Below are 13,765 nucleotides of genomic sequence, written 5' to 3' on the forward strand. Positions count from 1 at the left end.
CTTATAATTAAATATATAGTCTAATAAGTATTATCTTGGGTAACAATACAATAACAAACTAATATTATATACTCACTCGCAAATCCATTTCGTTTTTATGACGATTACAACATGTTAAAAAGTTACCAACAGGAATTTAAGTGATAAATATTCATTATCTTTGGAGCAAAAATTATAAAGATGGGAGATATAAATCGTTTAAAGTTGGTTCTTGTAGAGCAAAAACGCACAAGCAAATGGTTGGCAGAACAACTGGGTGTTAACCCTTCAACTGTTTCAAAGTGGTGTACTAATACATCTCAACCACCTTTGGAAACGCTTATCCAAATAGCACAACATTTGGGAGTAACAATTCAAGATTTATTGCGAGATACAGTGCAAACGCAAGGAGTAAAAAGGAAATTATAATGGCAAAACTAAAATTCATAGACTTGTTCGCCGGATTAGGCGGATTTCATTTAGCCTTAGAGAAATTGGGTTGCGAATGTGTTTTTGCTAGCGAGATTCAACCAGAACTTCAGTCTTTATACGAACGAAATTTTGGCATGAAATGCAGTGGCGACATCAATGAAATAGATATAACAAAAGATATCCCAGACCACGATATCCTTTGCGCTGGTTTTCCCTGTCAACCTTTCTCGCAAGCAGGGAAGCAACAAGGATTTGATGACCAAAAAAGAAGAGGAAACCTTTTCTATAAAATATGGGAAATATTGGAATGCAAAAAACCAGAATTTGTGTTTCTTGAAAATGTACCAAATTTGAAGTCTCACGACAACAAAAATACATATAAAGTGATTTATAGTACGTTGTCACAACTTTATGATATTCAAGATGACATTATTTCTCCGCATTATTTTGGTATTCCACAGCATAGGACAAGAATATACATAGTTGGCAGGCTTAAATCAAAAGGAGGATTAGTAGGATTTAATTTCCCAGAACATACGGAGAGGCCGGAATGCAATATCAATGATATCCTTGTTCCTGACGATTCAGACTATATGTCTTTGCGCCAAATAACTAAAGATCATATGGCTGCATGGCAGAAGTTCTTAGATTTACTCAATGAGAATAAATGTCAACTTCCAACATTTCCTATATGGGCAATGGAATTTGGTGCCACATACAACTATGAGGGTGCGGCACCTTATTATCAACAAAACCAACAACTAAGAGGAAAGAAAGGTAAATTTGGAGAAGAAATTACCGGAAACTCAAAGGATGATTATTTGCTAAAATTACCTGTTTATGCACAAGGTAAACCCAAAGGAAAAGCAAGACAGTTCCCTGATTGGAAGAAAATGTTTATTAGGTTGAATCGTAAATTTTATCAAGAGAATAAATCTTGGATTGATGAATGGATAGCAGATATTCGAAAGCCAGGTTTTGAGAATAGTCATCAAAAGTTTGAATGGAATTGTGGAGCCGAGGAACACCCTAATCTATACACAAAGATTGTGCAATTCCGGCCATCCGGGATAAGAGTAAAACGGCCTACATATTCTCCAGCACTTGTACTTACTACGACCCAAATTCCAATTATCCCTTGGATTGTCACTCCCAATGGAGAACAAGGTCGATATATGACAAGAAAAGAAGGTGCACGACTCCAGTGTATGGGTGATTTAAAAGAATATCCTGATACGATTGCCAGTGCTTTTAAAGCTTTCGGGAATGCTGTAAATGTGGAAGTCGTGAAACGTATTGCAGAAAACTTGATTCGCTTATCATGAAACAAATAGAAAGAGTTTCCATCGCGTTGAAACCGAATGTATACAATACATTTAGGAATCTTAACAACACAGTCTCAAATACGCTAGGAGAATATGTAGACAATGCCGTCCAAAGTTTTATCGACCACAAAAAAGAGTTATTAGAAACTGATGGCAGTAACTATAAATTAAAGGTACATATAACTATAGATTGGACAAATAGAAGCATTTCTATTTGTGACAATGCTGCAGGAATAGACGCCCAAAATTATGAGAGGGCCTTTGAACCTGCACATATACCTCTGGATGACACAGGGCTAAATGAGTTTGGAATGGGAATGAAAACAGCTTCTGTATGGCTTTCGAACAAGTGGAGCGTTCGTACAAAAGCTCTTGGAGAGATGGTTGAAAGATTCACAGAATTTGATTTGGGAAAAGTCACTGCAGAAGAAAGAGAGGAACTTGTTGTAATAGAGCAGCCCAAAATGAAAGATTCTCATTATACTGAAATAATTTTAACAGACTTATCCGAGAATGCGCCAAAACCAATGCAGATGGATAAAATCAAGAGGCATCTGTCAAGCATTTACCGTAATTTTTTACGCAGTGGCGAAGTGGAGATATTTGTCAACGAGACTCTGTTGGAAGCACCTAATTATAATATACTAAAAGCACCTTTTTACAAGACACCAGATGGAGAAAATATCCTCTGGAAAAAAGAAATCGATTTTGAAATAGATGGTTATAAAGCAAAAGGATTCATTGCTATTTTAGATAAGATTCAAAATGGAGCAAATGGATTAGTACTAATGCGGCGTGGTAGAGTAATTGTTGGAGGTGGAGATGAACGATATTTTCCTTCAGTACTTTTTGGACAATCTGGTAGTTTTAGATATAGGAGGCTCTTTGGAGAGTTAGAGCTAGAAGGTTTTGAAGTTTCTTTCAATAAAAATGGTTTCAGAGAGGAAGAAGACTTATATATGCTCATGGAAGGCATTAGAGATGAACTAAAAGCAGATGAACCAAGCCTCCTTAGTCAAACTGACAACTATAGACAGAGAGGGAAAGAGCATTATGAAAAGATATCCAAGACCATAAAAAAAGATTTGGAAAAAAAGTCAAAGCCGAAACAACTTTCGAGACAAGTTAGTGCTGTAGAAAGCAATGTAAACAATACTCAGTATATCCAAAAAAATGAAGAAAAGATCATAAAGGCAGAAGCTCTTGATAGTTGTAGTGAAACATTCCAATATAATGGGAAAAACTATATCCTAAAAATAGAACTTGTGACAGAAACCGAGGCCGATTCTTTATATTCTGTTGTTATGAATCCCGATGAAGAAAACACAGAATCCGAAGCTGCGCCTATAGTATGTAAAATAAATCTCGCCCATCCTTTCTTTACTCGCTTTGATCAGTTCAAAAAGGGGCAAGACTATACGCCAATAGTCACTATTTTTAAGGCATTAACACTGGCTGAGATTATGGCACCAGACAGAGGAACGAAATATGCTTCCAATGTCAGAATCTTATTTAACCAAGGTATATTACAGATGTAATGGAAATAGAAATTTTACAAAATAAAAAAGAAGGTTTTACTCCAATTATTGGAGAAATGACCATTGACTTGCTATCGAGATTAAAAGCTAAAGTAGATAGTGAAGGGATTGACGTGCTTCAAAAAGAAACAATAGATATATTATCCAAGTGTACAAATCCTAATAAACGAGAAAGTCAATCTATAACAAATCTAGTGGTCGGATATGTTCAAAGTGGTAAAACGATGTCATTTACGACACTGTCTGCACTTGCACATGACAACGGCTATAGGATTATTATATATTTTGCAGGGACAAAGAATAATCTTCTTTCTCAAACAACAAAACGATTAAGAACTGATTTAATCAATGGCAGTGTAAATGCCAAACACTATAAGTTGTTTGAGAATCCTACAAAAGATGACTCGCAACGTATTCGCAATGCTCTTTCCATGAGCACTAAGCCTACGATTTTGATAACTGTTCTAAAACATCACAAGTACATTACTGAACTGGCGACAATGTTCAATAATATTCAATTAAAGAACACAATTGCTAAATCTGGGGTTCTTATCATTGATGATGAAGCAGACCAAGCCAGTTTAAATGGCTACGCCTATAAAAACAGCAAATCAGAGGAGTGGGAAGATGATGAATATACAACGACTTACAGTAGTATTCTGAAACTCCGTAGCGCATTGGAAAATCACTCCTATGTGCAATACACGGCAACACCTCAAGGTCCACTACTAATAAGTATCATGGATTTGCTTTCACCTAAAAATCACACAGTATTAACACCAGGGAAAGGATATACAGGTGGTAAAACCTTTTTTGTAGATGAGCCAGGCTTGATAATAACCATAAAGCAGGATCAAGTATACCATTCAAAACACAATGACTTGACAAACTGTCCGGACTCTTTGATAAATGCATTGCAACTTCATATTATGGGCGTGGCAATCATTGTATATATCAAACAGAAAGAATCATTCTTGTCTATGATGGTACATGCAGACAGAGAACAAGATGCAAGTCAAAAATTTTATGGATGGATAAAAAACTTGATAGATGCTTGGGCAAATATGTTGGCATATGGAGAATCAGATCCGGCTTATCAGGAACTCCGAAGTTCATTTCATGAAAATTATGTAGAAGCTATTCGTTTGTATGAAAAATACAATGAACCATATCCATCTTTTGAAGAAATATGGCATTATGTTTATGATATCATTCTTGATACGAACATTGAGCTTGTAATTAGTAGAAATAAAAGACAAGGAGAAAACAAGGAAATAGATTGGTCTGGGAGTTGTTCTCACATATTGGTTGGCGCAGATATGTTGAACCGTGGCTTTACGGTTGAACACCTTGCTGTTACATATATGCCTCGCTATAGTGTAGGAAAATCTACTGCAGATACGATTCAGCAAAGATGCCGTTTCTTTGGTTACAAAAAGAATTATCTTTGGTCGTGTCGTGTTTTCTTGCCTTATGAAGTTATCATTGAGTATAGAGAATATGTTGAACATGAGGAGGAAATGCGTAATTGGTTGCTTGAGAACAAGAGTCTTGAAGATGTAGAAAGACTACTTTTAATATCTAATAGGCTGAACGCAACAAGAAAGAATATTCTTTCAAAAGATACCGTAACTACGAAGTTGTCAGGTTGGCGTAAAATGAATGCTTTTCAGGCTATCCCTGAAAATATTTCGTTCGTTGAAAGTTTTCTTACTTCCCATCAAGAATGGAAACTTTTTAAAGATTACGGAACAGAAGATAGAAACCATGCATACATAAAAGTACCTATTCAGGAATTTATTGAATTCTTGACAGAGTTTAAATTTCAGAATATGCCAGATGCTGCACGAAAACAAGCAACACTAAGATATGTCAAATATTTGAGTACCAAAACTAATACACCTTTGACACATGGATATATAATACATATGGCATATGCAAGTAGAGAAGCTCGTTTACGTGCATTCAATGAGGACACGCAACGCCTTGTAAATTTGCATTCGGGGCGTTCAACGACATCAAGTTCCGTATATCCAGGAGATGCTGCGATTAAATTTGAAGATTCATTAACCATACAGATTCACAAAGTAAAACTCAAATGTGACTCTGTTATTTGGTCTGGCAGAGAAGCATATACATTAGCGATTTATTATCCAGAAGATTTTGCTATTAACTATGTTGAAACAGAAGGTTAAATGATGAGAAAATCAATATATCAACAATATAAAAAACTGATGGGCAGCCATTCTCAATCTGCCAACTGCTATACAGTGATAAATGTGCCATTCTCTAAGACACATAAACTTGGTGTTGGAATCGATGATCGTCCTATGTTCTTTATAAGAAGTTCAATTACAGATAATGCACCCAATATTAACCTCGAACTTATCACTGTTCAGTTCAATGAATTATGTCGGCTTAAAAAAGATACTGAATCAAAATTTGTAAATGAAAACCATTATACAGTTATCACGCTAAAATCAAAACAGATAGATTATATAGAGTATTTTTTAGATGTCGTGTGTATTGTCCTTGAAAAACTTGGCGATTTCCCAAGCCAACAGGATTTATTAAATGAAATTCAGAAACTTGTAGAACTTTTTAGGCGTTTTTCGAGACCTCCGATAAAAACTATACAAGGATTATGGGCAGAGTTATTCGTTATAGAGCACTCATCTAACCCAAGCTACCTTGTAAAGTCATGGCATACGACTACCTCAGATATTTTTGACTTTAATGATGGGACAGACAAACTGGAAGTGAAAAGTACTTCTCGTATTAATAGGGTACACAGATTCTCGCATAATCAACTAACACCAAATGAAAGTTCGATTGTTGTAATAGCGTCATTATGTGTACAACAATCTGGAGTTGGAAAAACGGTTTTGGATTTAATGGATGCTATTGAACCAAACTTAGAGAATGCAGAACTTCGTTTTCAACTTGCTGATATGATTTCAAAAACACTAGGGTCGGATTTCGAAAAAGCCTGCGAGTATTGTTTTGATTACGCATTAGCATGTGACACATATCAAAAATATAATTGCAAGGATATTCCGTCTCTTGACAATAGTTCAATACCAGCAGAAATTTCTGATATTCATTATGACTGTGATTTGTCAAAAGTCACTCCACTTGGTGTACCATCTGAAATTTTTCCCAATAGCAAACTGATAAAAAGTCTATAAGATATGAGAACGGAAAAAGTCTTACCTGAAACATTGCTGCAACTTATGTTAAATGTACTTGAGACAGCACCTGATTTCATTTACAAAAAAGGGATACAACCTTTCTTGATGGAAATTGGAGGAAAAGATTACTATGTTTATGTAAAGAATTTATCATCGGCTTATTTCAAAACAAGACCAGATACTACAAGGGCACAATTACCTGTAAAGGAAGATTTTGATGAGATAAAACATTCTATCATCCCGTTTGTGTTTTTAGGTTATGATAGAATTAATGATGTACTTGTTTGCTGGAATCATCATATTGCGAAACAACGTTTGAACGAGAGGAAAAGTGTTTCTTTTTATTCTCGTAGTTTCTTTCAAGAAGAGGTCGTTTCAGGGGAATTTCTAAAGAAGAATCTCAAAAATGGAGACACACCTGTTCTTTTTAAAAGGAAAGATATTGTGTCATTTTTTCGTAATATTGATTCCTTTTTCGGGAAACCAACAAACGATTCCACATCAAGATATGGCATTCCAAGCAATGGCAAGATTCTGAAGATAACGGATAATGGTCTTTTAAAAAAGTTACGACCACTTCTTGATACAGAAACTCCGCATACTTTAGAAGCGATAAAAATTACGCAGCAATATTATGGAAATTTACCAGAAATGAAGTTTAGAGATTGGGCTAATCTTATTAAGACGGTAAAATTTGAAAATGAATCAGATGGTAGTTCTATATGCTCCAATTTATAGCAACTACAATGGCAATTTCTATGCTTTCCATATATTACCATATTTTGAAGTTCTTTCATTTTAACCAAGCCCATATGCCTACAGCTAAGCAGAAAATGAACTGTATAATTACAAAAAAAGTAAACCAATATGTAGAGAGCCAAATTCCTTCATTGCTTTGGAGGTGTTTGGCCATTTTAACGCTGTGCTTCTCCAACAGTTCTTTTTCGGCCTTGATGTGTTGGACTGTGCATTGATGCACTTTCTCCATTTCATCGGTGCCGATTTCTGCACGGATGACGGTGTGCTGTTCCGCCTTGACAATGGCACGGTTGATGCCGTTTACGATATTGTCCGCACTGTCCTTTGCCGCAACCAAGGCATTAAAAGCTGTCCGCTCCCGTTGGACGGTATGCTTCAAACTGCCGTGTATGCCGTGCAATTCTTCTTTGATCGCATTGACTTCTTTCAGCAGATTGCGAAGCTCGATTAGCTGGTAATTGACTTCCTGAAGCAGTCCTTCAAGTTCCTGTTTGTCCTGTTCCAACTCATCTTCGGGTGTATAATTGGCAAGCCGCTCTCGGAGAGCCGCCGTATCTGGTTGTTTCATTGCATTGCTGTTTTTTAGGTTGTCATTTGCGTTTTATTCCGCCTTTGGAATGCCTGCCGATTCTGTTTGAAGCGGCTTGTGCACATCTTCGGGCAAACTCAATCTCGTCCTCTTTCGGATCGCGTCCCCATTTCAAGTCTGACTGTGAACCGCCGCCACCGCCGCCCGATGTCACCTCATAGGGTGATGTTATCAAGGTGAAGTAAGCCATCGCCAAGTTCTGCAAGTCTTGCCAGTTGGCCAGTTCCCGGTAGTCGAACTCATCATTGAAGAAGTCAAGTACCTTGTCCGGGAGATAACGATTGTAGGTCTTGCCGTCATGCTCAAACTCCGTAGGCTGACTGTTCGGCTTATAGGTCGTGTAGTTCTCGAATATCGGATTGTTCTGCCGTATAACAGGCTGTGGCTTTTGTCGCGTACCATTGGGAACGGACGGCTTCGGTGTAGATACAACCGGTTGTTTGGTAGCCGGACGGACTTGTTGCGTCTTGTCGGAATGTAACTTTTCCCATGTCTGTTTGATACGGGATGCGGTCAGGTTGCGCCCCTTTCCAAGTTCCGATGCTTTGAACTTCGTGTTACCTTTGAGAAGTACATAGCCACGTATTACATCCTTGTCCTTGCGCAAATATAGCTCATAGCCTTTGGCGGTAAGCCTTTCTTGGTAGCCGTCCCATGACCACTTGTCAAGCTCACGCAAGGCTTCCATGCAGTCAGCACTGACTTTCGGGATGTTGGTTTCATGGATGTGCTGCGCCGTAGTCCATCCCCTTTGCCGGGCTATCATTTCCGCCGCCCGTTGTGCGCGTAGGTGTATGGCGTGGTCGTTGTTGATGTTCCCTTTCTCGTCCACGCGGCTGACGATGGCATGAAGATGCGGTATTCCGCTGTTGGATTCCTCATGCAGCCATATGGAGGACTTGCTGCCCGATATGTTCGTCTGCATGGAAACCACCTTGCCGTCCTTGTCGCGGATTTCTTGAATGTCGAAAGCGGCGGCGAAGTCCTGCCACAGTTGCCGCCAATCGTCCAAAGTGAAGTTCTCGGTATGCTCCATCGCCGGGCTTATCTCCATGCGGATGACGTTGTTCTTGATATTCGGATGGTTCATCGTGGCAAACTTCATTTCCGTAAAAATGCCTGTCGCGTCCATTCCCTGCGGCATGAAGTTGTCGCATACACGGGTAATCTTTTCTGGATGTTTCTTGTTCCTCGATTCTCCCGACACATACAGCATCGCCCTTATGCCGTGGGCTACGGCCTTTGCCTTGGCTATCATGCGCCCTCCTCCTTCGCTTCTTCGTTTGTTGTTCCTGCCGGATAACTGTTGACCGTCTGCGCGGACTGCAAAAAGTCGGTGACACTGTTCGTGACATACGCCACTTTCTCGTACCAGTCAAGCATGGTCGGCTGGTGCCGGAAAAGTTTTATCTTCTCGTTGTCGGTCAATCCGTGCAGGGCGTTGGCGAAGTTCACCATGTCCGTCCTACAAGTTGCAAGCTGCCTCAATCCGTCCAGTTCCGTGTCTGAGAGCCGCTGTCTTGGCTTGTAGCCGAGTGACCTTGCACGGATGAAGTCGCTGCGTGTCATGCCGCATTGCTCCGCATTACTTTTTATTATAGAAAGTTCTTGGGAGGTTACTTTGGTGACAACCACCTTGTCACGCCTTACAACAGGCTTCTCCTGCCCGGATTGCTGCTTGGGAGTATCTTCTTCATGTGCCATAACTAATGTCGCTAAAATAGTCGTAAAACGGTATTTACAAAAGGGATGGTGCGAGCCTGCGAGCGGCAAGAACAACGGGCTTTCAGACCGTTGCGAGAGTGTCGGGGTTTTACTGTCCGAAGGCGGTAATACCTCGGCATATCTCGAAACTGAACGCTGACGCTTCACGCCATACCTCCCTCACGTTTGCCATTGGTAAGCCTTGTTTGTACCGGATGGCTTGCCAGATTAGGGAACAACAGGAAAGCGAGAAATCAGCCAGTCTGCCCGTTTACAGCCATTCAGAACGGTTCTATCCTTTCCCTTTGTTTGTGGATGAATGGGTTGGAAACCACGCTGCCATCCTTTGCCATCCATTGCAACAGGCATGGAAATGTCATAACTGACGCTACCCTTGAACGGCAGGTGTCTATGAGTTCCAGCCTTTCAAGTCCGTCCAACAGGCGGCGTATGCGCTTCCTGCCCATGTTCCAATGGGTTGAAAGCTGTTCTTCGGAATACTGCGCCTGACCGACTGAAAGCATAAGCGGTCGGTGGAAACCTTTGGACGTGCCGTCCGCAAGAGCAATCCTTGCCAAGAGGTCGCCAAACAAAGTGAAGTTGCCGATTTCCCTGCCGTCATCATCGGTTGTTGTTCCGTGCAGCCATTGCAATGCACCTGCGGAGAATATGAACGCAAATGTTTCAATCCCTGTCGGGCGCAAGAAATTGTATTTTTCCTTGTCCTTTGTATTTTCTTGCATCGTTTGATAAAAGTTATGGGAACGGAATATCGGAAAGTCCTATGGCCGTTTCCAGACATCCCATGCGTGAAAGTTTAACTTGTCCGTTCCTGTGTTATCCGATATCCCGTTCCAGTTTGACATCAGTTTCGGTTTCCATTAGCGACGGATTGCGATTGCAGGTGCCCTCGCGCATCCTCCACAGCCTTGAAGTCGGAAGAGATTTTCATCAGCGCGACACTGATGCGGCAAAGCTGGCTTATATCCACAAATCCCTTGACCGCCTCCATCAACTTTTGGGCACGTTCTTGACGGTGTTTCATGACAGCCTCGCTGCTCGTACCATTTTCTTTGGTAAGCCCGTGATTGAGGAAACGGTTGACTGCCAGCATATCGGTTGCTTCAATCGTGCCGATGTCACCTTTTCCCGTGCCGTAGCCAACCATTCCACGGATGGAATCGGCTTCATAAGGGGTGCAGTTGCGCAAGAACTCCAAGATGGTCTGTGCCTTTGCGCTGATAACGGGTCTGCTTTCCTTCTTCTTTGATTCCTTGTTCGCGGAATCAAAAGCCGCAGTATCCTTGATACCCGGCTCCATGTTTTTAAAATTGTCCATAACGGTTGTTTTATAAAAGATTGGTAAATCATTTGTTTTTCTCATGAGCAGCCAGATAGCGTGCAGCCTCGCTGTCGATTTCCTCCTGCGACTTCACCCGTACCCGTTTCATCCAAGCGTCAAGGTCTTCCTTGGCGAAGAAGCAAAGTTTTCCTCCCGGCTTATAGTAAGGGATTGCACGGCGCATCATCATCTTGTAGAGATAACTGGGTTTCAGTCCGAGGTACCGGGCTGCTTCGGTGGTGGTCATTAAATTGCGTTCACTTTCCATATTCATTCGTTTTATAATTGTTACTTGTACCATTGGGAAACCGGAACCTGCTGTTTGTCAGTCTATAGTTTTCTTCTGTTTCCGATGCAAAGTTAAGTTTGACCCGAAGTGGCCCAATGGGGAACAAATGGGGAAAGTGTACAAAAAGGAAATGCGCCATACCGTTGTGTGTGAGCGGTATAGCGCATGGGTATAATGAAAATATATTTTGTCGAATGGGGAAACGGCGGGCAGCTATGGGGTGTTATTCAGCCGTCTTGCATTTTCGATGGCCTTGTCGATGGCTTTACGGAAATTCCGGTTCTCTTCTGTCGCCCCTTTGCCGCAGACATCGCTGCGGTGTTTGTCATAGTAGGACTTGGATATGCCGCAATGCTTCAGGAACCCTTCCGCCCAAAGTCTGCCGCGTTCACGCGGCCTGATGGCCTGTGACACGGAGAACACCATGTAGCAGACACGCAGGTTTTCTTTCGGACGGACGGTAACGGGGCGTGAGGTCGGCTTCAGGTTCATGAAATTAACGAAGTCGCTTCCCGATGCAAACTCAAATTGGCAGTCATTGCATACTTCGTAGATGAACAGGCACAGGGCAAGGTTAACGGTGTCCATCCATAAGGCCGTTTCCTGCAACAGACTTGCACGGCTCATGGCTTGCCCTCCTTCATCCGGTTGATGTCAGACAGGATGCTTCCGGCGATACCATGCAGGCGTTCCACCAGCACGTCAAGAAACATCGGCTTGAAACAATATACGCAGAAATACCTGTCGCGCTCCTGCTGCCACTCGTTATATAAATGGTCGGTTTGTGCGTGAGCCGTGTCGTACTCCGCTTTCTTGGCATCGCATTCATCGGACAGCTTCATGTATTCCTCCGAATCCAACGGCAGGAAATCCAGACGGTTGCTCAGTGCCGAATATTTGCGCCAGAGTTCAGTGGCGGCGGCTTTCGCTTCCTCATAGCGGAGTTCAAACGGTTTCAGGTATTCTTCAAAAAGGGTTTCAAAGTCCACAGCCTGCAATGGCTTCCTGTCAAGGGACAGGTATGTTCCACTCTCCGAAAAAAGGGAGGATGAAAATTTCAGAAGCTGATCCGCGTCCTTTTCCGCCAATGATTCCGCTTCTTCTACAACCGTGTTCGTCTCGCTGAAGTCCCGGTAAAACAGGGATAACAATAGGGCTTGGCCAAAAGAAAGTGAACCTTGCTCGCAAGTGGAGAGAAGCATGTTCACTTCGTGCAACCGTTGTGAAATATTTGATAGCGTACCACTCATAATCATAGAAACATTGTCATATATGCCGGAAGATACAGTATGTCTTCTTCCTTACGCATATCTTTCGTATAAACCAGATATTTGTTTTTTATCCGTGCCGAGAATTTTCTGCAAAAGGCATCCAAGGAAGCATGTGCCTTATAGCCGGATGATTTCACCTCGATGGGACTTACCTTGTCGACTTCGGCTATCAGAAAATCCACTTCGTAGTTATGCTTTCCGCTTTCTGTGGGAAATGTGTAATAGTACAACTCATGTCCGGTGGCTTTCAACATCTGGGCGATGACATTCTCATAGACATACCCTAAATCCGCGCTCAGTTTGTCACTGAGAAGCTTATGATAAATCGTGTTGTCGGTGAACTTCTTATCCCAAAATGCAAGAGTGACGAACAAGCCAGTGTCGCCAACGAACATCTTGTATTTGTCCGGAGCTTGATGTAATGCCATCCCCGCACCCGGATCATTGGCATGATAAGCCATGTTGACCACCATTGATTCCTTGATTTCTGAAATGATTTCAGCCAGTTCGGAATTACGTTTGCCATCTGTCGCGCTCCATGCCAGATACCTGTTGGCGTTGCTTGTCAGCTGTGCCGGAATCTGATGGAACATCTTGGAAGCATTGCCGGTCGGATCAATTTTATTGAAATCGTCTTCATACAATGTTATGATGGAACGTTTCACACTGTCTACCTTTTCAAGATTGTTGGTGTCAAGATAGGAGGCCACAGCCTGCGGCATACCGCCGATAAGCATATACAAGCGGAAATCACGCATCAACTTACGGTTCGTGGCATCACCCAAAGAAGTCCTGTTGTGGAAACAACTTTGGAGCAACTTTATCGTTGCGGTATCTCCCAACGCCCACTTGAACTCTTCATAGTCCATCGGAAACATATGGACTTTGACTTCCTCGCTTGGAATAAGAATATCCTTGACGTTCTTGCGGATTGAAATCAGCGAACCTGTTTCTATGTAATCATATTTTCCGTCTTTTACAAGATATTTGATTGCCTGCCTTGCTTTAGGCGCAAGTTGGACTTCATCGAAGATTATGGCGGACTTGCGTTCTTTCAATTCTATACCGTACTCCAGTTGCAGCCGCATGAAAATACGGTTAAGGTCAGATACATCATTGAACAAGTCGCGGATTTCGGAGGAACATGCGGCAAAATCCACCAATATATGGGTGTCGTATTCGTTTGTCGCAAATTCTTCAGCAACGGTGGACTTCCCGACACGCCTTGCACCCTGTATCAGCACGGCTGTTCTGCCCTCATCTGTCCGCTTCCATCGCAGAAGTTCATCGTAAATTTTCCTTTTGAATATCATAGATTGACTTTTATTGATGGCAAAGATAATATG

General features: G+C 41.6%; 15 protein-coding genes. 6 read left to right on the forward strand and 9 right to left on the reverse strand.

From position 1 onward, the window contains the following. Positions 1 to 180 precede the first annotated feature (180 nt). From ABGT88_RS09150 to ABGT88_RS09175, 6 genes are read left to right on the forward strand one after another with little or no spacing between them, the layout of a single operon-like run. A complete protein-coding gene (locus ABGT88_RS09150) occupies positions 181 to 408 on the forward strand; it encodes a helix-turn-helix transcriptional regulator (protein WP_007850130.1) in 228 nt (75 codons plus the stop codon). Beyond that, complete coding sequence (gene dcm / locus ABGT88_RS09155; protein WP_195657685.1) at positions 408 to 1,736, forward strand: DNA cytosine methyltransferase; 1,329 nt, start codon at positions 408 to 410, stop codon at positions 1,734 to 1,736. Before ABGT88_RS09150 ends, dcm begins: the two co-directional genes overlap by 1 nt. Continuing rightward, entirely contained in the window at positions 1,733 to 3,274 is a 1,542-nt protein-coding gene (locus tag ABGT88_RS09160) for an ATP-binding protein (protein WP_007850123.1), read from the forward strand. The genes dcm and ABGT88_RS09160 overlap by 4 nt, the downstream gene beginning before the upstream one ends. Next, positions 3,274 to 5,469, forward strand: coding sequence for a Z1 domain-containing protein (locus ABGT88_RS09165; protein WP_007850121.1), 2,196 nt, complete (start codon positions 3,274 to 3,276; stop codon positions 5,467 to 5,469). The genes ABGT88_RS09160 and ABGT88_RS09165 overlap by 1 nt, the downstream gene beginning before the upstream one ends. Next, positions 5,470 to 6,462 carry a PD-(D/E)XK motif protein gene (locus tag ABGT88_RS09170; RefSeq protein ID WP_300105096.1) on the forward strand — a complete coding sequence of 331 codons (993 nt, stop codon included), beginning with the start codon at positions 5,470 to 5,472 and terminating at the stop codon, positions 6,460 to 6,462. Positions 6,463 to 6,465: 3 nt separating this feature from the next. Beyond that, positions 6,466 to 7,203, forward strand: coding sequence for a hypothetical protein (locus tag ABGT88_RS09175; RefSeq protein ID WP_289091847.1), 738 nt, complete (start codon positions 6,466 to 6,468; stop codon positions 7,201 to 7,203). 55 nt (positions 7,204 to 7,258) lie between these two features. Here ABGT88_RS09175 and ABGT88_RS09180 read toward each other — a convergent pair whose 3' ends face one another. The 9 genes from ABGT88_RS09180 to ABGT88_RS09220 form a co-directional block, all read right to left on the reverse strand. Next, the gene (locus ABGT88_RS09180; protein ID WP_300105097.1) at positions 7,259 to 7,792 is read right to left on the reverse strand and encodes a hypothetical protein; all 534 of its coding nucleotides are present in this window, start codon (positions 7,790 to 7,792) and stop codon (positions 7,259 to 7,261) included. Between the two features lie 22 nt (positions 7,793 to 7,814). Beyond that, positions 7,815 to 9,071 carry a relaxase gene (locus tag ABGT88_RS09185; protein ID WP_346701681.1) on the reverse strand — a complete coding sequence of 419 codons (1,257 nt, stop codon included), beginning with the start codon at positions 9,069 to 9,071 and terminating at the stop codon, positions 7,815 to 7,817. After that, a complete protein-coding gene (locus ABGT88_RS09190; RefSeq protein ID WP_007850111.1) occupies positions 9,068 to 9,517 on the reverse strand; it encodes a plasmid mobilization protein in 450 nt (149 codons plus the stop codon). The genes ABGT88_RS09185 and ABGT88_RS09190 overlap by 4 nt, the downstream gene beginning before the upstream one ends. A 281-nt stretch (positions 9,518 to 9,798) precedes the next feature. After that, positions 9,799 to 10,260, reverse strand: a complete 462-nt coding sequence (locus ABGT88_RS09195; RefSeq protein WP_346701683.1) for a hypothetical protein — start codon at positions 10,258 to 10,260, stop codon at positions 9,799 to 9,801. A 122-nt stretch (positions 10,261 to 10,382) separates the two neighbouring features. Then, on the reverse strand, positions 10,383 to 10,856 hold the full coding sequence (locus ABGT88_RS09200) for a hypothetical protein (protein WP_007850104.1): 474 nt from the start codon (positions 10,854 to 10,856) through the stop codon (positions 10,383 to 10,385). 28 nt (positions 10,857 to 10,884) lie between these two features. Further along, on the reverse strand, positions 10,885 to 11,127 hold the full coding sequence (locus tag ABGT88_RS09205; protein WP_007850099.1) for a helix-turn-helix domain-containing protein: 243 nt from the start codon (positions 11,125 to 11,127) through the stop codon (positions 10,885 to 10,887). A gap of 234 nt (positions 11,128 to 11,361) precedes the next feature. Further along, a complete protein-coding gene (locus tag ABGT88_RS09210; protein ID WP_008862563.1) occupies positions 11,362 to 11,775 on the reverse strand; it encodes a hypothetical protein in 414 nt (137 codons plus the stop codon). Then, positions 11,772 to 12,404: a hypothetical protein gene (locus ABGT88_RS09215; protein ID WP_008862562.1), complete on the reverse strand. Its 633-nt coding sequence runs from the start codon at positions 12,402 to 12,404 to the stop codon at positions 11,772 to 11,774. Before ABGT88_RS09215 ends, ABGT88_RS09210 begins: the two co-directional genes overlap by 4 nt. Further along, positions 12,401 to 13,732 carry an AAA family ATPase gene (locus ABGT88_RS09220; protein ID WP_346701686.1) on the reverse strand — a complete coding sequence of 444 codons (1,332 nt, stop codon included), beginning with the start codon at positions 13,730 to 13,732 and terminating at the stop codon, positions 12,401 to 12,403. Before ABGT88_RS09220 ends, ABGT88_RS09215 begins: the two co-directional genes overlap by 4 nt. Positions 13,733 to 13,765: the final 33 nt, after the last annotated feature.

This window comes from Barnesiella sp. An22 (assembly GCF_963931395.1).
In the GTDB taxonomy this organism is placed as follows: Bacteria; Bacteroidota; Bacteroidia; order Bacteroidales; family Barnesiellaceae; genus Barnesiella; species Barnesiella merdigallinarum.

What these genes read in the sequence shown, in the direction of transcription:
- ABGT88_RS09150 (WP_007850130.1), top strand. Translation starts at nt 181, where the DNA reads ATGGGAGATATAAATCGTTTAAAGTTGGTTCTTGTAGAGCAAAAACGC.
- dcm (WP_195657685.1), top strand. Translation starts at nt 408, where the DNA reads ATGGCAAAACTAAAATTCATAGACTTGTTCGCCGGATTAGGCGGATTT.
- ABGT88_RS09160 (WP_007850123.1), top strand. Translation starts at nt 1,733, where the DNA reads ATGAAACAAATAGAAAGAGTTTCCATCGCGTTGAAACCGAATGTATAC.
- ABGT88_RS09165 (WP_007850121.1), top strand. Translation starts at nt 3,274, where the DNA reads ATGGAAATAGAAATTTTACAAAATAAAAAAGAAGGTTTTACTCCAATT.
- ABGT88_RS09170 (WP_300105096.1), top strand. Translation starts at nt 5,470, where the DNA reads ATGATGAGAAAATCAATATATCAACAATATAAAAAACTGATGGGCAGC.
- ABGT88_RS09175 (WP_289091847.1), top strand. Translation starts at nt 6,466, where the DNA reads ATGAGAACGGAAAAAGTCTTACCTGAAACATTGCTGCAACTTATGTTA.
- ABGT88_RS09180 (WP_300105097.1), bottom strand. Translation starts at nt 7,792, where the DNA reads ATGAAACAACCAGATACGGCGGCTCTCCGAGAGCGGCTTGCCAATTAT.
- ABGT88_RS09185 (WP_346701681.1), bottom strand. Translation starts at nt 9,071, where the DNA reads ATGATAGCCAAGGCAAAGGCCGTAGCCCACGGCATAAGGGCGATGCTG.
- ABGT88_RS09190 (WP_007850111.1), bottom strand. Translation starts at nt 9,517, where the DNA reads ATGGCACATGAAGAAGATACTCCCAAGCAGCAATCCGGGCAGGAGAAG.
- ABGT88_RS09195 (WP_346701683.1), bottom strand. Translation starts at nt 10,260, where the DNA reads ATGCAAGAAAATACAAAGGACAAGGAAAAATACAATTTCTTGCGCCCG.
- ABGT88_RS09200 (WP_007850104.1), bottom strand. Translation starts at nt 10,856, where the DNA reads ATGGACAATTTTAAAAACATGGAGCCGGGTATCAAGGATACTGCGGCT.
- ABGT88_RS09205 (WP_007850099.1), bottom strand. Translation starts at nt 11,127, where the DNA reads ATGGAAAGTGAACGCAATTTAATGACCACCACCGAAGCAGCCCGGTAC.
- ABGT88_RS09210 (WP_008862563.1), bottom strand. Translation starts at nt 11,775, where the DNA reads ATGAGCCGTGCAAGTCTGTTGCAGGAAACGGCCTTATGGATGGACACC.
- ABGT88_RS09215 (WP_008862562.1), bottom strand. Translation starts at nt 12,404, where the DNA reads ATGATTATGAGTGGTACGCTATCAAATATTTCACAACGGTTGCACGAA.
- ABGT88_RS09220 (WP_346701686.1), bottom strand. Translation starts at nt 13,732, where the DNA reads ATGATATTCAAAAGGAAAATTTACGATGAACTTCTGCGATGGAAGCGG.